Source organism: Sphingomonas sp. AC435, assembly GCF_979253005.1.
Genome location: NZ_CEEDCJ010000002.1, coordinates 428,142 through 449,670 on the forward strand (window position 1 = coordinate 428,142; position 21,529 = coordinate 449,670).

At 68.0% G+C, this 21,529-nt stretch carries 21 protein-coding genes; 2 read left to right on the top strand and 19 right to left on the bottom strand.

The window, feature by feature from the left end; translation table 11 throughout:
• Positions 1 to 94: 94 nt before the first annotated feature.
• From ftsA to AC0CH8_RS05790, 19 genes are all read right to left on the bottom strand, one after another.
• Positions 95 to 1,366 carry a cell division protein FtsA gene (gene ftsA / locus AC0CH8_RS05700; RefSeq protein WP_204195185.1) on the bottom strand — a complete coding sequence of 424 codons (1,272 nt, stop codon included), beginning with the start codon at positions 1,364 to 1,366 and terminating at the stop codon, positions 95 to 97.
• Position 1,367: 1 nt separating this feature from the next.
• Positions 1,368 to 2,318 (bottom strand): cell division protein FtsQ/DivIB, encoded by a 951-nt coding sequence (locus AC0CH8_RS05705; RefSeq protein ID WP_465239056.1) that lies wholly within the window; start codon positions 2,316 to 2,318, stop codon positions 1,368 to 1,370.
• Positions 2,315 to 3,253 (bottom strand): D-alanine--D-alanine ligase, encoded by a 939-nt coding sequence (locus tag AC0CH8_RS05710; protein WP_465239057.1) that lies wholly within the window; start codon positions 3,251 to 3,253, stop codon positions 2,315 to 2,317. Before AC0CH8_RS05710 ends, AC0CH8_RS05705 begins: the two co-directional genes overlap by 4 nt.
• A 139-nt stretch (positions 3,254 to 3,392) precedes the next feature.
• On the bottom strand, positions 3,393 to 4,301 hold the full coding sequence (murB, locus tag AC0CH8_RS05715) for a UDP-N-acetylmuramate dehydrogenase (protein ID WP_465239162.1): 909 nt from the start codon (positions 4,299 to 4,301) through the stop codon (positions 3,393 to 3,395).
• Positions 4,298 to 4,498, bottom strand: coding sequence for a hypothetical protein (locus AC0CH8_RS05720; protein ID WP_465239058.1), 201 nt, complete (start codon positions 4,496 to 4,498; stop codon positions 4,298 to 4,300). Before AC0CH8_RS05720 ends, murB begins: the two co-directional genes overlap by 4 nt.
• Positions 4,495 to 5,910, bottom strand: a complete 1,416-nt coding sequence (gene murC, locus AC0CH8_RS05725) for a UDP-N-acetylmuramate--L-alanine ligase (protein WP_465239059.1) — start codon at positions 5,908 to 5,910, stop codon at positions 4,495 to 4,497. The genes AC0CH8_RS05720 and murC overlap by 4 nt, the downstream gene beginning before the upstream one ends.
• A gap of 139 nt (positions 5,911 to 6,049) precedes the next feature.
• Positions 6,050 to 7,192, bottom strand: coding sequence for an undecaprenyldiphospho-muramoylpentapeptide beta-N-acetylglucosaminyltransferase (gene murG / locus AC0CH8_RS05730; protein ID WP_465239060.1), 1,143 nt, complete (start codon positions 7,190 to 7,192; stop codon positions 6,050 to 6,052).
• Positions 7,189 to 8,421 carry a peptidoglycan glycosyltransferase FtsW gene (locus AC0CH8_RS05735; protein ID WP_465239061.1) on the bottom strand — a complete coding sequence of 411 codons (1,233 nt, stop codon included), beginning with the start codon at positions 8,419 to 8,421 and terminating at the stop codon, positions 7,189 to 7,191. Before AC0CH8_RS05735 ends, murG begins: the two co-directional genes overlap by 4 nt.
• Positions 8,418 to 9,788, bottom strand: coding sequence for a UDP-N-acetylmuramoyl-L-alanine--D-glutamate ligase (murD, locus tag AC0CH8_RS05740; RefSeq protein WP_465239062.1), 1,371 nt, complete (start codon positions 9,786 to 9,788; stop codon positions 8,418 to 8,420). The genes AC0CH8_RS05735 and murD overlap by 4 nt, the downstream gene beginning before the upstream one ends.
• Positions 9,785 to 10,855: a phospho-N-acetylmuramoyl-pentapeptide-transferase gene (gene mraY / locus AC0CH8_RS05745; protein WP_204195246.1), complete on the bottom strand. Its 1,071-nt coding sequence runs from the start codon at positions 10,853 to 10,855 to the stop codon at positions 9,785 to 9,787. The genes murD and mraY overlap by 4 nt, the downstream gene beginning before the upstream one ends.
• Positions 10,855 to 12,225 carry a UDP-N-acetylmuramoyl-tripeptide--D-alanyl-D-alanine ligase gene (locus AC0CH8_RS05750; RefSeq protein ID WP_465239063.1) on the bottom strand — a complete coding sequence of 457 codons (1,371 nt, stop codon included), beginning with the start codon at positions 12,223 to 12,225 and terminating at the stop codon, positions 10,855 to 10,857. The genes mraY and AC0CH8_RS05750 overlap by 1 nt, the downstream gene beginning before the upstream one ends.
• A 166-nt stretch (positions 12,226 to 12,391) precedes the next feature.
• Positions 12,392 to 13,813 (bottom strand): UDP-N-acetylmuramoyl-L-alanyl-D-glutamate--2,6-diaminopimelate ligase, encoded by a 1,422-nt coding sequence (locus AC0CH8_RS05755; protein ID WP_465239064.1) that lies wholly within the window; start codon positions 13,811 to 13,813, stop codon positions 12,392 to 12,394.
• Between the two features lie 22 nt (positions 13,814 to 13,835).
• Positions 13,836 to 15,551, bottom strand: a complete 1,716-nt coding sequence (locus AC0CH8_RS05760; protein ID WP_204195255.1) for a penicillin-binding transpeptidase domain-containing protein — start codon at positions 15,549 to 15,551, stop codon at positions 13,836 to 13,838.
• On the bottom strand, positions 15,548 to 16,207 hold the full coding sequence (locus AC0CH8_RS05765) for a hypothetical protein (RefSeq protein WP_465239065.1): 660 nt from the start codon (positions 16,205 to 16,207) through the stop codon (positions 15,548 to 15,550). Before AC0CH8_RS05765 ends, AC0CH8_RS05760 begins: the two co-directional genes overlap by 4 nt.
• Positions 16,204 to 17,175 carry a 16S rRNA (cytosine(1402)-N(4))-methyltransferase RsmH gene (rsmH, locus tag AC0CH8_RS05770; protein WP_465239066.1) on the bottom strand — a complete coding sequence of 324 codons (972 nt, stop codon included), beginning with the start codon at positions 17,173 to 17,175 and terminating at the stop codon, positions 16,204 to 16,206. The genes AC0CH8_RS05765 and rsmH overlap by 4 nt, the downstream gene beginning before the upstream one ends.
• Entirely contained in the window at positions 17,172 to 17,702 is a 531-nt protein-coding gene (locus AC0CH8_RS05775; protein ID WP_204195274.1) for a hypothetical protein, read from the bottom strand. Before AC0CH8_RS05775 ends, rsmH begins: the two co-directional genes overlap by 4 nt.
• Before the next feature lie 453 nt (positions 17,703 to 18,155).
• On the bottom strand, positions 18,156 to 19,259 hold the full coding sequence (locus tag AC0CH8_RS05780) for a hypothetical protein (RefSeq protein ID WP_465239067.1): 1,104 nt from the start codon (positions 19,257 to 19,259) through the stop codon (positions 18,156 to 18,158).
• A gap of 192 nt (positions 19,260 to 19,451) precedes the next feature.
• On the bottom strand, positions 19,452 to 19,727 hold the full coding sequence (locus AC0CH8_RS05785; RefSeq protein WP_204195295.1) for a hypothetical protein: 276 nt from the start codon (positions 19,725 to 19,727) through the stop codon (positions 19,452 to 19,454).
• Between the two features lie 35 nt (positions 19,728 to 19,762).
• The gene (locus AC0CH8_RS05790) at positions 19,763 to 20,755 is read right to left on the bottom strand and encodes a cysteine synthase A (protein WP_465239068.1); all 993 of its coding nucleotides are present in this window, start codon (positions 20,753 to 20,755) and stop codon (positions 19,763 to 19,765) included.
• A gap of 108 nt (positions 20,756 to 20,863) precedes the next feature.
• On the opposite strand from AC0CH8_RS05790, the gene AC0CH8_RS05795 reads away from it, so the two are divergent.
• Both AC0CH8_RS05795 and AC0CH8_RS05800 read left to right on the top strand, forming a co-directional pair.
• On the top strand, positions 20,864 to 21,127 hold the full coding sequence (locus AC0CH8_RS05795) for a type II toxin-antitoxin system VapB family antitoxin (protein WP_465239069.1): 264 nt from the start codon (positions 20,864 to 20,866) through the stop codon (positions 21,125 to 21,127).
• A 20-nt stretch (positions 21,128 to 21,147) separates the two neighbouring features.
• Positions 21,148 to 21,516, top strand: coding sequence for a type II toxin-antitoxin system VapC family toxin (locus AC0CH8_RS05800; protein ID WP_465239070.1), 369 nt, complete (start codon positions 21,148 to 21,150; stop codon positions 21,514 to 21,516).
• Positions 21,517 to 21,529 lie beyond the last annotated feature (13 nt).

Consider the following 21,529-nt stretch of genomic DNA (forward strand, 5'->3'; position numbering starts at 1 on the left):
CCGACCCCAAACCCTGGCCGGACCCCTGAATTAACCCTTTTACCCACCCGCTCGCGCGCCGCCACCTTAAAAGCGCCGCCAAACCATTGTCGGTTCAATAATTCGCGCGCGCCGCCTGGATGAGTTTCCGGAAGATGTTCATGCCCGCCGGTCGGTGCACCGTCTGGCCGCTCGGCGCGACGCTGCGCAGGTCGATCGGATCGGTCGCCGCATAGAAGGCCAGCCCCGCTAGCGTCGCAAACGCCGGCCCGCCATGCGCCTCCGGCAAGCCGGTCAGCCCACGCGGTCGACCGAGGCGTACCGACCGGCCCAGCGCCTGCTGCGCGTAGTCGGCGATTCCCTTCAGCTCCGCGCCGCCGCCGGTCAGCACGACCTGACGGCCGACCGGCCCTTCGAACTTCAGTTGCGCCAGCGCCTTGCGAACCTCAGCCATCTGATGCTCCAGCCGCTGCCGGATGACGCCGATCAGCTGCGCCTTGGTGATCTGCGTCCCCTCCGCGCCGTCGCCCAGCCCGTCCTCGGCCGCGATCGGCACGATCGGGATCATGTCGTGATTGTCGCGCGGGGACGCATTGGCGCTGCCGTGGAAGCACTTCATCCGCTCCGCCTGCGCGCGGCGAGTGCCGAACGCGCTGGCGATGTCGTCGGTGATGTCCGCCGCCCCCATCGGGATCGAGCACAGCCCGACCAGCATCCCCCCGGCGAACAGCGACACGTTGGTGATGCCCGCGCCCATCTCAACCAGCGCGACGCCCAACTCGCGCTCCTCCTCGGACAGGCACGCCAGCCCGGTCGCGACCGGCGATGCTATGATCGACTTCACCTCCAGATGCGCGGACCGCACGCACAGGTCGAGATTACGGACCGGCGAGCCGTCCGCGGCGACGACGTGGATGTGCACGCCGAGCCGGTCGGCATGCAGCCCCAGCGGCTTCTTCACGCCGGTCAGCCCGTCCAGCGTGTAGAGGGCGGGCTGCGCGTGCAGCACCATCCGCCCCTGCGGGTCGATCGACTGACGCCCCGCGGCCAGCAGCGCGTCGATATCGCCCTGCTCCACCCGGTGCCCGCCCAATTCGAACTCGACTTCGGCGACATCGCTGACGAGGCCGCCGGCGGAGAAGCCGATCCACACGTTCTCGATGTTCAGTCCGGCGATCCGTTCCGCCTGCTCCACCGCCTCGCGCACGGCGACTTCGGTGGCGGCCATGTCGGCGATGTAGCCGCGCTTGACGCCGCGGCTCTCGCGCTGGCCGGTGCCCAGCACGATCAGTTCGCCGCCATCGCCCTTCTTGGCGATCATCGCCGAGACCTTGGACGATCCGATATCGAGTGCGGTGATGAGACCGTCCGGTGCTGCTTTCGCCATATTACCCCTCGACCGCCCCCGCGGTGATTGCCTGCGTGTCCGCGCCGTCCGTGATGGCCGGTTCGGGCCCGCCCTGAACCGCGGGTTCCGCTAAAGCATGATTCTGATTCAAACCGGGCTTTCGTGCAACCAACTTCGCAGGATCGCGCATATCGAACCGTAGCCAGCCCCGTCCGAGCAGCGGCCGCCCGCCGTCCAGTTCCGCGAACCGGATCAACGCGCGCCCCGCGTCATCCTCCGGCAGCGCCAGCGTTTCGCCGCTCTCGAACGTCAGGTCCCAGCGTCGATTGCCGATCCACGTTGCAGCCTTGATCCGCGGTTTCAGCGCGGGCGCGGCGGCGAGGAGCGTCTGGTACCCCGTCATCTGCCGATCCGCGCCCGGCCCGATCACCAACGGCAGGTCGGGGATCGCGTCCGGCCGCACCGGCTCCAGCAGCACGCCGTCCTTGTCGATCAGCGTCAGGTCGCCGCGGTCCTGCCACACCGCTGCCGGCGCACGCTCGACGATATCGACCAGCAGCGTGTCGGGCAGCCGCCGCGACACATGCGCGTCCGCGATCCAGCCATAGCGCAACAGGTTCTGCCGCACCGATTCCAGGTCGACGAGCGGCATCGCCCGGCTCTGCTGGTCCAGCGCGACAGCATAGACCGACATCCGGTCCATCCGCTTCAGGCCGGTAATCTCGATCTGCTCGACGCGAAAGCCGGCCTGCCCCGCCGTCTCCGCCAGCGCCGCACCGACCATGCCGGGCACGCCGATATACGTCGCCGCGACAACCGCGGCGATGCCCGCGGCGCCGGTGATCGTCCACGTCACCGCCTTCTTCAGCGTCGCCTCGCTGATCGGCAGCTTTTGAACGAGCCGTGCGAACAATGGCGTCTTCTTGACCGGCTGGCGCTTGCGCGGGGCCGGCCGCTTCGGCGGCGCGCCGCGCTTGATCGTGCGGCTCATTGCGGCCCGTCCCTGACGGACCAGTCCTTCAGCGCCTCGTCGACGATCGCCTGCACCAGATCGGCGTAGTCCATGCCGACGTGCCGGCCCTGTTCCGGCACCAGGCTGAGCGGCGTCATACCGGGCTGCGTATTCACCTCCAGCAGGAACAGCCCGTCGACGCCGCGCTCGTCGTCCCAGCGGAAGTCGGATCGGCTCGCGCCCTTGCACCCTAGCAGGCGATGCGCCTCCAGTGCGAGCGACTTGCAGGCATCGGCGATCTCGTCCGGAATCTGCGCCGGGCAGACATGCTCGGTCAAACCATCGGTGTATTTCGCGTCGAAGTCGTACCAGCCGTTCTTCGGCTTCAACTCGGTCACGCCCAGCGCCCGGTCGCCCAGCACCGCCGTCGTCAGCTCGCGCCCGCGAATGTACGGCTCGGCCAGCAGTTCGTCGAACGCCTGCCACGGGCCGGTCGCGTGCGGGGAGATCGGATCGCCGTAATTCCCGTCAGCGGTGACGATCGCGACGCCGACTGATGATCCCTCGTTAACCGGCTTCAGGACATAGGGACGCGGCAACGGATCGCGCTCGTACAGGTCGGCGGACTTGACGATACGACCGCCGGGCATCGGCACGCCGTGCTGAACCAACGCCTGCTTCGTCAGCACCTTGTCGATCGCGATGACGGACGTGGCGAGGCCGCTATGCGTATAGCGCAGCCCCATCAGGTCCATCATGCCCTGCACTGTCCCGTCCTCGCCCGGCGAGCCGTGGAGCGCGTTGAACACCAGATCGGGCTTCGCCTCCGCCAGTCGCGCGGCGACGTCGCGATCCATGTCGATCCGCGTCACCCGGTGCCCACGCGATTCCAGAGCATCGGCCACGCCGGCACCGGATTGCAGCGACACCGGCCGCTCCGCGGACCAGCCGCCCATCAGGACTGCGATGTGCATTACAGAAATCCTCCCCGGCACGGGGAGGTGGCAGCCGCAGGCTGACGGAGGGGTAGCCGCAGGCCGTCCCGCTCGTGGCTGCCCCTCCACCGCTGCGCGGTCCCCTTCCCCGTTCCGAGGAGAATTTGAAGAAGATCAGTCATCCCGCCACTCCCACGCGCTGGATTTCCCATTCCAGCGTCACGCCGGACTGCGCCTTCACCCGCTCGCGCACCTCGTCGCCCAGTGCCTCGATCTGCGCACTCGACGCAGAACCGAGGTTCAGCAGGAAATTACAGTGCTTCTCCGATACCTGCGCATCGCCGCGCGTCAGCCCACGACAGCCCGCCGCATCGATCAGCGCCCAGGCCTTGTGCCCCGCCGGGTTCTTGAACGTCGATCCCCCGGTCCGCGATCGCAGCGGCTGCGACGCCTCGCGCTCGACCGCGATCCGGTCCATCTCCGCGCCGATCGCCGCGGGGTCGGCCGGGTGCCCACGCAATGTCGCGCTCACCACCACCGCACCCTCAGGCAGGTCGCTGTGCCGATAGGTGTAGCCAAGCTCCGCCGCCGCCAGCGTCCGCCGCTCGCCGGAGCGCAGCACGACCTCGCACTGGACCAGCACGTCCGCGACCTCGCGCCCGTACGCACCACCGTTCATCCGCACGAAGCCACCGACCGTGCCGGGGATCGATCGCAGGAACTCGATCCCGCCGATCCCTGCATCCCGCGCGGTCGAGGACGCCAGGATACCGCTCGTCCCGCCACCGCAGCGCAACGTCGTCGCATCCAGCCGCTCGACCTTCGCGAACGGCTTGCCCAGCCGCACCGTCACGCCTGGCATGCCTCCGTCGCGCACGATCAGGTTCGATCCCAGCCCCAGCGGCCAGACCGGCACCGCCGGATCGAGCGCTGCCAGGAAGTCCGACAGGTCGTCGGCGTCGGCCGGCTCGAACAGCCACTCCGCCGCGCCGCCGGTCTTGAACCACACCAGCGGTGCCAGCGCCGCGTCGCGCGTCAGGCGACCGCGCACCGCGGACATCGCCTGCTGGAGCGAGTCCTCCGTCACCACGGACCGACGCCCCAGATGCGCGTCCACGCCTGCCACGCCGCCAGATTGGCCTCGATCGCGCGCTTCGACGCCTCCTGCGCCTGCGCCAACGCTTCGCCGGTGCCGACCGCATTCTTGCCGATGGTCAGCGCCTGCTGCTGCGCGTCGAGCATCTGCTTCTGCGCGTCGAGCGATGCCTTGATCCAGTCGTTCATCCCGCAACCCCATTACGGGCCTCGATCGCATCGGCCAGACCGGCGGCCCATTTGGTGATGTCGCCGGCACCCAGGCACACGATCATGTCGTCCGGCCGCAACGTCGCGGCGAGTTCGTCCGCCAGCGCGTCGGCGTCGGCCACCGTCGCGGCATGACGATGCCCGCGCCGCTTCAGCCCCTCGACCAGCGCATCGGCGTCGACACCGGGGATCGGCTGCTCGCCCGCGGCATAGACCGGCGTGACCAGCACCCGGTCGGCATCGTTGAACGCCGTCTGGAAGTCTTCCATCAAATTGCCAAGCCGCGAAAAACGATGCGGCTGCACCACCGCGATCACCCGCCCCTGTGCACCCTCGCGCGCCGCCGCCAGCACGGCGCGAATTTCGACCGGATGATGGCCGTAATCGTCTATGATCGTCGATCCGCGCACCTCGCCGACTTTGGTGAAGCGCCGCTTGACCCCGCCGAACGCGGCAAACCCCTGCTGGATCACCGCATCGGGAATGCCCATTTCCAGCGCAACGCCGATCGCGGCCAGCGCATTCTGCACGTTGTGGCGACCGGGCATCGGCATCTCGATACCCTCGATTGAACGGGTCTTGCCGTCACGCTCGCGCACGATGCACTCGAACCGGTTGCCGCCCGGGACCGGCGTCACGTTGACGCCGCGCACGTCCGCTTGCGCCGAAAAGCCGTACGTCACCACCCGCCGGTCGCGCACGCGCGGCAAAATATTCTGCACCTCCGGGTGGTCGAGGCACAGCAGCGCCGCGCCGTAGAAGGGCACGTTCTCCACGAACTCGACGAAAGCATCCTTCACGGCGTCGAACGATCCGTAGTGATCCAGATGTTCGGGATCGATGTTGGTGACGACCGCGATCGTGCCGTCCAGCCGCAGGAAGCTGCCGTCGCTCTCGTCGGCCTCCACGACCATCCAGTCGCTCGCGCCCAGTCGCGCGTTCGATCCGTAGCTGTTGATGATGCCGCCGTTGATGACGGTCGGATCGATCCCGCCCGCATCCAGCAGCGCCGCGACCATGCTGGTCGTCGTGGTCTTCCCATGCGTTCCCGCCACCGCGACGGTCGACTTTAGCCGCATGAGTTCGGCAAGCATCTCGGCGCGGCGCACCACCGGCACGCGTCGTTCCAGCGCCGCCTCGACCTCCGGATTCGACCGCACGATCGCGGTCGACACGACGACGACCGCCGCATTGCCGATATTCTCGGCGGCATGGCCGATCGCGACCGGGATGCCCTTGTCACGCAGACCCTGCACGACATAGCCCTCCGCCACGTCGCTGCCCTGCACGGCATAGCCGAGGTTCTTCATCACCTCCGCGATGCCCGACATGCCGATCCCGCCGATCCCGACGAAATGGATCGTGCCGATATCGGTGGCGACGCCCCGCATCAAATCCTCCCCGGTACGGGGAGGTGGCGCGCCAAAGGCGGGACGGAGGGGCAGCCCCAAGCGGCACAGCGTGTGGCTGCCCCTCCACCAGCTACGCTGGTTCCCCTCCCCGTGCCGGGGAGGAATGGTACGATCTGTTTCACGCGAACGCCTCCTTGCGCTGCGGCTTGCCGACCGGCAGCCGCGATACCGGCGCATCCAAGCTCTCGACCAGATCGGCGAGATCGCTCACCGCATTCGGCCGGCCGACGCTCTTCGCGCGCCCTGCCGCATTTTCCATGCCCGCCGGGTCCAGCCCCAGCTTCTGCATCTGCTTCGCCAGCTCCACCGCGGTGAAATCCGACTGCACGATCGTCCGCGCACCGCCGGCCTGCGACATCTCGCGCGCATTCGCGGTCTGGTGATCGTCGGTCGCCGACGGCAGCGGCACCAGGATCGCCGGCCGCCCCGCCGCGGTCAATTCCGCGATCGTCGACGCGCCCGCGCGCCCGATGACCAGATGCGCCCATGCCAGTTGCTCGGGCATGTCGGGCAGGTACGTCGCCAGTTCGGCCGGGATGTGATGCTCGGCATATTGCGCGCGCGCGGCGTCGATGTCCTCGATCCGCGCCTGATGCGTCACCTGCAATCGCCGCCGGAACGCCGCCGGCAACATCGCCAGCCCGTCCGGCACCACCTTCGACAGGATGCTCGCGCCCTGACTGCCGCCGGTCACCAGCACGCGGAAGATGCCGTCATCCTCCAGCAGCGGATAGGGTTTGGCCCGCAGCGCCAGCACCGCCTCCCGCACCGGATTGCCGACGAGGTGGACCTTGCCCGCGAGTTTCTCCGACAGCCGCTCGGTCGTCGCATAGCTGGTGGCGATCGCATCAACGCGGCGCGCCACCAGCCGGTTGACGCGGCCCAGGACCGCATTCTGCTCGTGGACCGCGGTCGGGATACCGCTCGCGAATGCCGCCAGCAGCGCGGGCATCGCGGGATATCCGCCGAAACCGACCACCGCCGCGGGCTTGAACGTCCGGTACAATTCACGCGCCATCGCCCGCCCGCGCCACATCTCGCGCGCCGCCGATGCCCAGCCCAGCGGCCGCTTCACCTGAAACCGCCCCGCCGGCAGGACGTGCGTCTGCACGCCGTCGAACAGCCCCGGGAAGCGCACCCCACGCTGATCGCTGACCAGCGCCACGCGGTGGCCGCGCTTCATCAATTCCGCCGCCAGCGCCGCGGCCGGGACCATGTGGCCGCCCGTCCCGCCCGCTGCCAGCACGTAATGCTTGTTCATTCCCCGCTCCAGCGGACCACGTAAGGCGACCGCGTCAGGAACGGATTGCGCCGGGTAAACGCCAGGAGCAAGCCCATGCCGATCGACAGCGCGATCATCGACGACCCGCCATAACTGATGAACGGCAGCGTCATGCCCTTCGACGGAGCGAGGCCGGTATTGACCGCCATGCTGACCAACGCCTGCGCGCCGAACTGCACCGCCAGCCCCGATGCGGCGAGCAGCTTGAACTCGTCCTGTTCGTCCAGCAGCTTGACGAACACGCGCACGACGATCGCCAGGAACACGATCGCGACGACGGCACAGGCAATCAGTCCGAACTCCTCGCCGATGACGGAGAAGATATAGTCGGTATGCGCTTCCGGCAGCCCGAACTTCGCCGATCCGCCGCCGGGGCCGGTGCCGGTCCAGCCGCCCGCGGTCAGCGTGCGGTGCGCCGCATCGACCTGGAAATGGTCGGCCGCGCCCTCACCCTCGACGTTCGGGAACAGGAACGCGTCGATCCGCTGCCGAGCGGTGCCGTAGAACATGTACGCGGCAGCGAGCCCGACCGGCACCATCGCCACCAGCCCCGCCAGATACCGCATCGGCGTACCCGCGATCATTAGCAGCGCCATCCACACCGTGCAGAAGATCACCGTCTGACCGAAATCCGGCTGCAACATCAGCAGGAACGCAACCAATGCCGTCATCCCGCCGGTGATGAGTACGGTCGGCAGCTCGTCGTCCTTCGCCTTCAGCGACAACAGCCACGCGACGGTCACGATGAACATCGGCTTCAGGAACTCGGACGGCTGGAACTCGGCGATGCCGACCCCGATCCAGCGCCGCGCGCCGTTATGCTCCGCCCCGATCAGCGGCGCGAGCGCCAGCAGCAGCCCGAACACGCCCGCGCCCGCCACCGCCAACCTTCGCGCCAGCACGGCGGGCAGCATCGACACGAAGAACAGCACCGGCAGCGACACGCCGACCCACATCAACTGCCGCCAGAAATAATAGAGCGGCGCGAACTTCTTGTGCTCGCCCGAATAGCGCACCGCCGAGGCCGGGCTAGCCGCCGCCACCGCCACCAGCCCGATCGCAATCAGCAGCAGCGTCAGCAGCAGCAGCATGCGATCGATATCCCAGAACCACGTGCCGAGCGGCGACCGGTCGCCACGCCCGCCGCGCTTCTTCACCTGCGCCATCAGGCGCGCGCCCTTGGTCGGGTTGGCGCGGATATCGGTCATGCCAAGTCTCCCACCGCCGCGCGGAACGCCCGCCCCCGCGCCTCGTAATCGCTGAACTGGTCGAAGCTGGCGCAGGCCGGCGACAACAACACCGTATCACCCGGCTGCGCGGCGGCGGCGGCGTGGCGAACGGCGGCATCCAGCGTGCCCGCCTGCTCCACCACCGGAACGCGACCCTTCAGCACTTCCGCGAACCGCGGCCCAGCCTCGCCGATCGTATAAGCGGTGACGACCCTGTCGAAATATGGCGCGCATGCGTCGAGGTCGTCGCCCTTCGGCCGTCCCCCGACGATCCAGTGCACCCGCCCGAACGCGCCCAGCGCCGGCGCGGTACTCTCCGGGTTGGTCGCCTTGCTGTCGTCGACATAGGCGACCCCGTTCACCGTCGCGACCAGCTCCATCCGGTGCGGCAGCCCCGCGAAGCTCGCCAGCCCGCTATGGATATCGGCCTCGGCAATCCCCAACGCCTTGGCCACCGCGATCGCCGCCAGCGCGTTCTGCGCATTGTGCGGCCCCTGCAACGACGGCCAGCTACGCTGATCCATGCACACGCCCGGTGCGATCTTGGTCAGATGCTCGCCGCGCGCCGACAGCCCGCGCGCGATGTGCGCCGACGCCGCATCGCCGATGCCGATCACCGCCTCATGCTCCGGCGACTGCATCGCGAACAATCGTGCCTTCGACGCCGCATACGCCTCGAACCCGTCATAGCGGTCGAGGTGATCGGGCGTCACGTTCAGCAGCACCGCCACCTCGCAATCGAGGCTCCGCGTCAGGTCGATCTGGTAGCTCGACAGCTCCAGCACATACACGCCACCCGCCGCCAACGGCTCCTGCGCGAGGATCGGCAGGCCGATATTACCACCCATCAGGCTCGGGATACCGGCCGTCTGGCAAAGATGATGGATCAGCGCCGTCGTCGTGGACTTGCCGTTCGTGCCGGTGATCCCGACAACCTTGTGAGGCGGCAGTTCGGAACGCGCCTGTGCGAACAGTTCGATATCGCCGATAACCGGCACCTCCGCCGCTTTCGCCTGCGCTGCGAGCGGATGCGTGTTCAGCGGCACCCCCGGGGACACGACCACCGCGTCGAACCCGGTCAGGTCGTCGAGCGGGGCAATCGAAAGCCCCTCCCCTTCAGGGGAGGGGTTGGGGTGGGGCCTCTCCATAAGCGGCGCTGCCTGAGGCACGGCCCCACTCTCTCCCCTGAAGGGGAGGGGCTTCAGAGCCGCCCGACGCGCCTCATCCGCATCCCACGCGACCACGCTCGCCCCACCGGCCAGCAGCGCCCGCACCGTCGCCGCGCCGGAGCGCGCCAGCCCCAGCACTGCGTACCGCTTCCCTGCCCAGGCGCGCGCGACGATCACCGCAGCTTCAACGTCGACAGACCGGCGAGCGCCAGCACGAAGGCGATGATCCAGAACCGGATCACCACCGTCGGCTCGCTCCAGCCGAGTTGTTCGAAATGATGGTGGATCGGCGCCATCCGGAACACGCGCTTGCCGGTGCGCTTGTAGAAGAACACCTGGATGATGACGCTCATCGCCTCGACCACGAACAGCCCACCGATGATCCCCAGCACCAGTTCGTGATGCGCGACGACCGCGATCGTGCCCAGCGCGCCGCCCAGCGCCAGCGAACCCGTGTCGCCCATGAACACCGCCGCCGGTGGCGCATTGAACCACAGGAACGCCAGCCCCGCACCCACCACCGCGCCGCAGAAGATCGCGAGTTCGCCTGCGCGCGGAACGTGCTGGATACCCAGATAATCGGCGAACTTGGCGTTGCCCGCCAGGTACACGATGACCATGAACGCGACAGACGCGATGATAACTGGCATCGTCGCCAGCCCGTCCAGCCCGTCGGTCAGGTTCACGGCATTGCCGAACGCGACGATCGTGAACGCCGCGAACAGCGGGTAGAAGTACCATAGTTCGATGTACATGCGGTTCGTGAACGGCAGGTACAGCCCGGTCCCGTTCTGCCCCATGATGATCCACGACGCGATGCCCGCGATCCCGAATTCCAGCAGCAGCCGCACGCGGCCGGGCACGCCTGCCGTCGTTGCCTTTCGCACCTTGTCGTAATCGTCGAGGAACCCGATCGCGCCGAACCCCAGCGTCACGAACAGGCAAGCCCAGACGAACGGGTTGGACAGATCCATCCAGATCAGGATCGACAGCGCCATGCTGGTCAGGATCATCAGCCCGCCCATCGTCGGCGTACCACGCTTGGCGAGGTGGGTCTGCGGACCGTCGGCGCGGATCGGCTGCCCCTTGCCCTGCCGCACGCGTAGCCAGCCGATGAAGCGCGGCCCGATGATCAAGCCGATGAACAATGCCGTCGCTACCGCCGCCCCGGTCCGGAACGACTGATAGCGAATGAGGTTGAGGAGCCCCGAGAAACCCAGATGCTCCGCGATCCAGTACAACATTACGCGCCCTTCAGCCCCGCGATGACGCGGGCGAGGCCCACCCCGTTCGATCCCTTGACCAGCACCGCGTCGCCCGGCGCGATCATCTCGCGTGCGGCAGCCAGCGCTGCGCCCGCGTTGGCGCAATGGACGATAGCAATTCGGCCCTCAAGCGTTTCCGCGAGCGGGCGCATCGCTTCGCCGACCAGAACGGCCGCTTCGACGCGCGCCGCCAGCAGCGGCTCCGCCAGCCCGGCGTGGTAATCGGCTGACGCGTGGCCGAGTTCGCGCATCTCGCCCAATACCGCGACATGCCGCCCGGCTTCCTCGCCCAGCACCGCGAGCGTCGCGCGCATCGATGCCGGGTTGGCGTTGTAGGCCTCGTCAATCACCAGCGCCTCGCCTCCGCCGGGCAGCGTCGCCGTAAACCGCGCGCCCCGCCCGGCCAGCCCGCCCAGCTCCGCCAGCGCCAGCCCGGCCAGCCCCAGATCGCCACCGACCGCATCGACCGCCGCCAGCACCGCCAGCGCATTCGACACCCAGTGCGCGCCCGGCTGCAACAGCGTGAAGCTCAATTCCTTGTCGCCGATGCGCGCGGTCACGAAGCTGCCGCCGGTCGGTAACCGCATCGCCTCGACCGCGCGGACATCGGCGGCCTTGTCCGTCCCGAACGTCACGATGCGCGCTGCATGAGGCTGGGCCGCCGCGATCAGCCGGTCGCGGTGCGGGCTGTCATAGGGGACGATCGCCGCCCCGCCCGGCTCCAGCCCGGCGAAGATCTCGCCTTTCGCATCCGCGATCGCGCTCTCGTCGCGGAAGAATTCGGTGTGCGCCGGCGCGATAGCGGTGACGATCGCGACATGCGGCCGGACGAGCGTGGTCAAATGCGCCAGCTCGCCGGCGTGGTTCATGCCCATCTCCAGCACCGCCGCGCGAGTCGCCGCAGGCATCCGCGACAGGCTGAGCGGAACACCCGTGTGGTTGTTGTAGCTGAGCACGGACCGGTGTGCCTGACCCCGCCAGATGCGGTTCAGGCATGCATACAGCGCCTCCTTCGCGCTGGTCTTGCCGACCGATCCCGTGACCCCGATAATCCGCGCCTCGGTCCGCGCGCGGCTGGCGCGGGCGAGGTCTTCCAGCGCGGCGAAGCTGTCCGCGACACGGACGTGCGGATAGCTGCAATCGTCACTGACGATCGCCCCCGCCGCACCCTGCGCGAACGCCTGATCGAGGAAGCGATGACCGTCCGTCGCCTCGCCCTTCAACGCGACGAACAGATCGCCCGGCCCAACCTCGCGGCTGTCGAACGCGACCCCGGACACCGCGAAGTCGACGGAGGCAGCACCTCGCGTAGCCGTGGCGATGTCGCCAGACGTCCATAGCGCCGTCACCGCCCTGCCCCGTAACGAAGACCGAGCTTCGGCCGAGCCTGCCCCAAGACATTCCCCACGTTAGCATCAACGCGGGGGCCCGTTTCTATGTCGCGCGCCGCGGCAACAGTTCGTTGCACAGCTAGCAGCGCAACCGGCTTGCCACCACTCGACACACTAGCATCGTTCACCCGGCACACTCCCGCGCCACGGCGACATCGTCGAACGGCAGCACCAGATCGCCGACGATCTGTCCCTGCTCATGCCCCTTGCCCGCGATCAGCACGATATCCTCCGCCCCGGCTTCGCGAATTGCGGCGGCGATGGCGGCGCGGCGGTCGCCGATCTCGATCGCGCCGCGCGCACCCGCCAACACTTCGCGCCGGATCGCCGCCGGATCTTCAGTTCGGGGATTGTCGTCGGTCACGATCACTCGGTCCGCCTGCTGCACGGCGACCTGCCCCATTGTCTCGCGCTTACCCGGATCGCGGTCGCCGCCCGCGCCGAACACCACGATCAGGCGTCCGCCGGCATGCGGCTTCAGCGCGGCGATGGCCGCCTCGATCGCGTCTGGCGTGTGCGCGTAATCGACATAGATCGGCGCGCCGCTCTTCGCGATCGCCGCCCGCTCCAGCCGTCCGCGCACCGGCTGCAGCCGCGCCAGATCGGACAGCGTCCGTGCCACGTCGCCGCCGGTTGCGATCACCAGCCCGGCCGCGACCAGCGCGTTCGCCGCCTGATACGCGCCGATCAGCGGTAGCCGCACCTGAAAGGTCGAACCGTCCGCCTCGATCGTCAGCCCCTGCCCGAGCAACGTCGGATCGCGCCCCACCAGCCGCAACGTCGTGCCGCGCGTGCCGACCGTGACGAGCCGGTTGCCTCGCTCCCGCGCCAGATCGACGACGCGCGCCGCCTCGGCATCGTCGGCCCACACCACCGCCGTTCCCTCCGGGGCGAGCACCTCGGAGAACAACCGCATCTTCGCGGTCAGATAGGCAGCCATGTCGCCATGATAGTCGAGATGATCGCGGCTCAGGTTCGTGAACGCCGCCGCCGTCACCGACAACCCCTCGGTCCGATACTGCGTCAGCCCGTGGCTCGACGCCTCGAACGCCAGATGCGTCACGCCCTCTCGTGCCAGCCCCGCGACGTTCGACAGGAACGTCACCACGTCCGGCGTCGTCAGTCCGGTCGTCACCCGCTCGTCCGCAGTCGTCACGCCAAGCGTACCGATCGAGGCAGCATGATGCCCCGCCATTCGCCACAACTGCCGCGTCATCTCGACGGTGGAGGTCTTGCCGTTGGTCCCCGTGACCGCCACTGCGCACGAGGGAAACGGCCCGAAGAACCGTGCCGCCGCCCGCGCGAACGCCGCACGCGGCTCATCGTCGGCGATGTGCACCGCGCCCTCGACCACCGCCTCCGGTTTCGCGATGACCGCGATCGCCCCGGCGCGCACCGCATCGGCGATATAATCTTCGCCGTTCACCCGCGCGCCGCGGAATGCCCCGAACACCGTGCCCGGCGCGACCTTGCGGTGGTCGATCGCGAAGCCGGTGACGACCGCGTCCTCGTTGCCGCCTTCGCCGATCAGGCTGCCCAGCTTCATCGCGCGCTCACCCGCATCGCACTCACTGCCCGGTCGGCATGCGGCGGCTGGGGTCGTCCCACAGCGTCGGCACGATGTCGGACACGTCGATGTCGCGGTTCTCGTCGGGCATCACGCCCAGGATCGCACCCACGCGGCTGATCGTGCGGCCAACGGCCGGTGCGGCGTTGTAGGCAGCGGTCTTCCACCCGCCAGTCTCCTTCGTCCCCAGCGGCGAATCGAGCATCGCCAGCACGACATAGCGCGGGGCATCCATCGGGAAAGCCGTCGCGAAGGTGGCGACGTTGCGCGACCGGTCGTAACCGCCTGCCACGGCCGCTTCCGCCGTACCGGTCTTGCCGCCGACGCGGTAGCCCGGCGCTTCGCCCCGGCGACCGGTGCCGCGCTGCACGATCAGGCGCAGCATCTGGCGCATCCGTGCGCTCGTCTGCTCGCTGATGACGCGGCGGCCGACCGGTGCGTGGCTGGGGTCGATCTTCAACAGCGTCGCCGGTCGCCAGATGCCGCCATTGACCAGCGCGGCATAGGCGCTGGCGAGGTGAAGCGGCGTCACCGCGATGCCATGACCATAGGCCGTCGTCATCGTCGTCGTCCGCGCCCAGTATTTCGGCCAGAGCGGGCGCCCCTTCTCGCGCAGTTCGATATCGGGCTTGGTGTCGAAGCCCAGCTTGCGGAACATCGTCTGCATCCGCTCCGGCCCCACCTCGTCGGCGACACGCGCGGTAGCGATGTTGGACGAATAGATCAGCGTCTCGGCCATGTTCAGCCAGCGCTTGGGATCGCCGCGCTCGTCATGGATCGTGTAGCGGCCGACCTTCAGCGGATGCGTCGCGTCGAAGCGGCGCTGGAACGACGTGACCACGCCCGTGTCCATCGCGGTCGCCATCGTGATCGGCTTGAACGTCGATCCCAGCTCGAACACGCTTTGCGTCGTGATGTTGCGCAGCTGCTCGCTGCCCGCCATGCCGACGCGGTTCGGGTTGAACGTCGGCAACGACACCATCGCGATGACCTCGCCGGTCGCCACATCGAGGACGATCCCGCCCGCTCCGCGCGCGGAGAAGGTCGTCATCGATCGGCCGAGTTCGCTCTCCATCGCCGCCTGCACGCGCGTGTCGATCGACAGCGCGACCGGCTTGCCCGCGGTGGCGGGATTGGTCAGCCGCTCATCCAGCACGCGCTCCATGCCGCTCATGCCGTGGCCGTCCGTCGACAGGAAGCCGAGCGCGTGCGCCGCCATCGTCGACTGCGGGTAGAGGCGCTGGGTCTCGCGCGCGAACACGATTGCGGGCTCGCCCAGCGCATTCACCTGCTCCACCAGCGCCGGGGAAGCCCGCTGCTGGAGATAGGTGAAATTCACATCCTTGGTCAGCTGCCCATAGAACCACGCCTGATCCCCGCGATCCGGCATCAGCGCGGCGAGGCGCGACGCGAGTTCCATTTTGTCGCCCATCAGCTTGCGCGGGTGGACGCCGATCGTCCAAGCGTCGATCGTCCGCGCCAGCGGCGACCCGTTGCGGTCGACGATATCGCCCCGCGCCGCCAGCGTCGCCACGGCCGTGCGCGCTTCGCTGCCCGCGAACGCCGCCAGCATGCTCAGCCGCCCGATCACGACCAGCACCGCCACGCCGAACAACAGCAGCAGCATCATCAGCCGCGTGTGCGACGTCGCGACCAGCGCGTGGCGCTGCTTCGGCGTGTTACGCTGTTGCACGGGACGGGCGACCAACGTGGTCACCGCTTGCGCGCTTCCGCCCGGGCGGAGGAGAGGATGTCGCTGAACGTGCTGTCGGACAGCAGCTTGCGATCGAGCATCGCCACGGCCTGCGGCCGAACCTTCGCGACAGCCGCGGCGGCGCGGACGACACTGGCTTCGACGGCGCGGGCCGGTGCAGCCTGCGGCGTGGCGACGACGGCAGCAACGCGGACGGCGGCGGGCGTGCGGATCGCGGGGGCGTTGGCGGCGACCAGCGTCATCGCAGCCTGCGGCTGCGTCACCTGCACCGGCTGTGGCTGGTTCAGCGGCTGCTGAACGCCCGACGGCACGAGCAGCGCAGCGGTCTGCATGCGGCCGTCCTTCATCGCCGGCATCATCGGCTGCGTCACGTCGAGCGCGGCGAGTGCACCCTCATCGCTGACGAACTGGCGGGCGACCGGCGCGGACAGCGCGAGCGTGTCGCCGTTCCACTTCTCCAGCTGCGCGAGGTTCGCGCGCGTGTCGAACTCCGTCTCCAGCGCGCGAATGTCGCGCTGCGCGGACAGGATGCGACCGTTCAGCTGCTCCAGCTTCTTGCGCTCGGTGGCGACCTGCAGCGACACGAGATAGAAGCCGAGCACGACCACGACGGCCCCGCCGAACCAGCCGATCCCCTTCAGTCGATACGCCGCCGTCATATTGTCGCCTCCTGTCGCCCGTTCGCGGCATTTGTGGCGGATGCCCCCCACGCCGGGGCCTCCGTCCGCGTCGCCATCCGCAATGTCGCGGAGCGTGCACGCGGATTGCGCGCCAGCTCCGCCTCGCCGGCGCGCACCGCGCGACCGACCTTCTGAAAACTCGGGGCCGCCGCGGCACTGGCCTGCGGCAGATGACGCGAACCTGAAGGCGCACCGCCCGACCGGTCGCGCAGGAAGCGCTTGACCATCCGGTCCTCCAGACTGTGGAACGTCACGATCGCCAGCCGCCCGCCCGGCTTCAGCACGCGCTCCGCCGCCGCCAGCCCTTCGGCCAGTTCGTCCAGCTCGCGGTTGATGTGGATGCGGATCGCCTGAAAGGTCCGCGTCGCCGGGTCCTTCTTGTCATGCGGCCGGTATCCCAGCGCCTTGCGCACCACCGTCGCCAGCTCGCCCGTCCGGGTCAGCGGCCGTGCCGCGACGATCGCGCGCGCGACCCGGCGCGACTTGGGCTCGTCGCCATATTGGTACAGCACGTCGGCGATCGCCTCTTCGTCCGCCTCGTTGACGAAGTCCGCCGCGCTCATCCCCGCCTGTGCCATCCGCATGTCGAGCGGCCCGTCCGACTGGAACGAGAAGCCCCGCTCCGCCTGATCCAGCTGCATCGACGACACGCCGATATCCAGCGTCACGCCGTCGACCGGCGACTCGATCGCCGATTCCATCGCGGAGAAATCGGCCTGCACCAGCGTCAGCCCCTCGATCGCCCCCTCGACCACCGCCGCCTGTCCCGCCAGGATCGCATCCGGGTCGCGATCGAACGCGATCACCCGCACGCCCTTCGCCAGCAGCGCGCGCGTATAGCCGCCCGCTCCGAAAGTCCCGTCGATCATCGTCTCGCCCGGAGCCGGAGCGAGAGCGGCGACGACCTCGTCGAGCAGCACGGGAACATGGGGCGCCGAGTCGCTCACAGCGTCAGCCCCTTCTGCATCATATGGAAACGCGCCGCCGCCTTGACGTTGTCGGCGATGTCCGGTTCCGCGATCAGCGTCGCCGGGTCCCAGATCTCGATATAGTCGAGCACGCCGTAGAAGAACGCATGCTCGCCGATCGACGCGTAGAAGCGTGGAAACGCCGGCATGATGAAGCGGCCGGAACCGTCGAACGGCACCGCTTCGCCCGCTGCCGCGCGACGCTTGATATTGTAATCGAACTCGCCGCCCGGCCCGGTATGCTCCGCCTCGCGCCGGTCCAGCTGCTCGGCAAGAATGTCGAGATATCCCTGATCGTAGGCGACCAGGCATTTGCTCTTCTGGTGCGGACCAACGATTACCGTGCCGCCGGTCTTACCGTCCGCCTTGGGCGCATTCGCCGCCAGCGTGGTCCGAAGTGAGGAAGGTATGGCGACCCGGCCCTTGTCATCGACAAGTCCGATCCCTTCGCCCTGATACCGACCCCTGACCAACACGCCGCTCCGCACCTGGCGCGCACGCTTCACCGCCCCGGAACCCGACCTTCGCCGTGTCCCGGCCGCACATTGCGACCGATGAAACCATGCCCCTGTGTGGAACGGGGTGTATCAAGGGTTAACCCGGTCGGCAACGGGATTTTCGGGGAAATCAGGGGAAACGATGCCGGGTTCGGGTGTAACTTTCAGCCATACTGGGGACGCACCGCGGGAAAGCGTTGCTTGCGGGCGAGATGACATGCGTCCGCGCAATGGCTTCACCCGCCAGAGGTCACCCCGCGGCAGCTTCGCCGTGGATCCGCGCGGGACGTGAAGCGGAGTCGAGCGTGCTCGTGACGGGTCGGCCGCACGGTGCTCCGCAATGATCGTCATGATGCCGGAACCCCGGCGTCGGTCGGCGCTAGCCCCGAAATGCAAAAGCCCGGCGTGTCTCCACGCCGGGCCGTGTCGCAATGGGTATGCCGCAGTCCGGCGGACTGTTCGTCACTGGATCGGCGACCCGTTATATTCGCTGTTGAGTTCTGCCGCCGCCGTGTTCTCATCGCTCGCCCGGCGCGCAACCGTGTTCGCGCACATCGCCTTGGTTTCGGCGTCCGGTATCTCGATCGCCGCGCCCGTCTTGTCGTAATCTGGGTTCTTGCCGAGATAGCCGATGCAGAACATCAGCACCTCGTTGATCGACGGGCGGGTGACGATCTTGACGATGGCCTGCGCCACGTCGCGCACGGCCTCGTCCGATGGCACGCTGCCGCCGCCACCCGGGACGACCACGCCCGGTTCGGTCGCTGCGCCGGTCGACGCCGCCCCCTGACTACCGCCAAGCGCCAGCGTCTGACCCAGACGGGCATCCAGCTTGTCCAGCGTCGCCTGTCTGGTCGCCAGAACCGACTTTGCGCGTTGGCATGCGGTCCACGCATCGAGCGGCGGCTTTGCATCATTGTCTGCGGGTGCGACGGTGATCTTTTCGCAATCCCCTTTCTCCAGCGCGATTGCGTAGCTGATGGATGATTCTCCCACCGCATCGGCGGCCTCTTGCCGGTCCTTGCGGCTGGCGACGACCAGATCAATCAGGGCTGTGTTGGGTACCGCCGCACTCGTACCGCCCGCCGAGATCACCGTGGACGGCGGCCGGATCGTGCGCGTCAGTTGCTCGATGGCCAGCACCGTGACCATCGTCTGCTGGTCCCTGGCCGCCTGCACGACAAGGGTCGCCTTGCTGATCCCGTTGGACAGATAGCGTTCGCACGTCCGGTACAGCGACTCGCGCAGCAGGTTGATCGTCTGGGTGCGCTCGATCGTCGCCCCGCTTAGCGACAGCCCCGCCGCCAATTGCCCCGACTGCGTCTTGACGTCCGCCTCGCCCGCGATGGACGCGCTGATCGCGGCGAAAGTATCGGGTGCGGCTTCGGCACACATCCGCAAGTCGCCTCCGCCGCGCGGCACGAAGAAGGAACTGCGCTGATAGGCATCGACCGTCAGGACGTGCGGCTTCGACGAGTCGATCGGTCGGCTATGATAGATGGTGCCAAGCTCCGCGCACCCTCCGGTCATCGACAACAACGCTACGGCATAGATTCTCTTCATCATACCATCCCCCCGTTCGACGTCGAACGGCGCGATGATCGTCCAAATTGCGACGGGTTCACTCGGGGATCGGTCGGATACGGATGTTCCGGTGGGACGACGACCGACCCTCATCCTTTCGGATCAGGTACTTGCTTCAAACCGCAGACGAAATAATCCGGAGGTCACATCCGATCCGGCGCAACCGCTCCGGTATCAGCGACTCACGTCTGCCCCATCCTGCACGTTCGCGCCCGGCGCCGCGCCCATTTGCGCCAGCGGTTCGCCTTCGACGGGGATCGGTGCGGCATCGTTGCCCGCGGCCATCGACGCGACGAGGTTCGCCTGCGCCGTGCCGGCCACGGGGCGTTCGCGAGTCGCGGAGCCGATGATCGCGCTGGCCAGCGCGATCAACAGCACCACCGCGGCCAGGCCGATCACACCGACCTTCACACGCTGCACCGTCTGGGATGGTTCGGAAACGCCATTCATCGGTATACCCGACTTAGGCGATTTGCGACGAATTCTCAAGCTACCGCTCGATCCAGCCCCTTTTCGGCACGCCACGCCGGGTCGTGCAAGGTCGAAAGATAGCGAAACCCGGTGTCGCACAGGATCGTCGCGACGCGTTTTCCCGGTCCCAGATCGCGACCCAGCCGCACCGCACCCGCGACGTTGATCCCGCTCGACAGGCCCAGGCACAAGCCCTCCTCGTCGAGCAGCCGCCGGACCCACGCATATCCTTCCGCATCCGAAACCCGGTACTGCGTGTCGATCGGCGCGCCTTCCAGATTGGCGGTGATCCGCCCCTGCCCGATGCCCTCCGCGACCGACGAACCTTCGGACTTCAGTTCGCCATGCGCATAATAATCGTACAGCGCTGCACCATATGGGTCGGTCAGCGCGATCGTCACGCCTTCGTCATGCGCCTTCAGGCCCAATCCGACGCCCGCCAGCGTGCCCCCCGTCCCGACCGCGCAAGTGAAGCCGTCTACCCGCCCCTCCAGCTGCGTCCAGATCTCCTCAGCGGTGCCGACGATGTGCGCCCGCCTGTTGGCGATGTTGTCGAACTGGTTCGCCCACACCGCACCCGGCGTCTCCTCGGCGATCCGACGCGACGTGTGGACGAAATGACAGGGCGACGAATAGGGCGCGGCCGGCACCAGCACCAGCTCCGCGCCCAGCGCGCGCAGCGTGTCCATCTTCTCCCGGCTCTGCGTCTCCGGCATGACGATGATCGTCCGGTACCCTTTGGCGTTGGCCACCAGCGCCAGGCCGATCCCGGTGTTGCCCGCCGTGCCCTCCACGATCGTCCCGCCGGGTTGCAGTGCACCACGCTGTTCCGCATCCTCGACGATGAACAGGGCGGCACGGTCCTTTACCGACGCACCCGGATTGGTGAACTCGCATTTTCCGAAGATATCGCACCCACTCGCCTCGCTTGGCCCCTTCAGACGGACGAGCGGGGTATTGCCGATGAGAGACAGGGTGTCGGGAACGATGGCGGTGGGAAAGGTCATGACCGACCACATAGGCGCTGCACCCCCGCGACCCAAGCGACCGCCGCTTCGTTGCAGCCAAGCTGCACTGATGGTAGAAGGTGAGTGGCGGAGGTAGATAGCAGGATTATGGGTGTTCAGCTCAACATCAAGGATCCCGGCACCGTCCGGTTGGCACGCGAGTTGGCCGACCGTACCGGCCGATCCGTGACTGAGACTATCCGCGGCGCGTTGGAGCGCGAACATGTGGCGCGGGAAGAGGAACTCGCCGGCCGACTGGCGCAGATCAAGGATCTTTCCACCCGCATCGCGCACAAGCTGCCACCGGAACTCCTCAACATGACGTCGAAGGACGCGATGGACTCCCTCTACGATGAAGGTCTGCCTGCGTGATTGTCGACACGTCGGCGGTCATGGCGATCCTCCTGAGTGAAGAGGAAGCCGACAGGTTTGCCGCCGCGATCACCCGGTCTGCCCATCCTCGTTGGTCAGCCGCCTCTGCGGTGGAGTTGCAGGCTGTCCTGACCCGCCGCTTCCGAAACCTTCTCGATGCGGAGGCCGATGCGGTGATCGCGGCACTGAGGCTGGAGGTGGTGCCGGTCACCGTCGAACAGTCGAATATAGCCAGCGAAGCGTACCGCCGGTTCGGGATCGGGTCACACCACCCTGCCCGCCTCAACTTCGGCGATTGCTTCGCCTACGCTCTCAGCAAGGCGTCGGGCGAACCGCTGCTGTTCAAGGGCGACGACTTCGCCGCTACGGACATCGTCGCCGCCGCTTGAATCGCGCGGCACC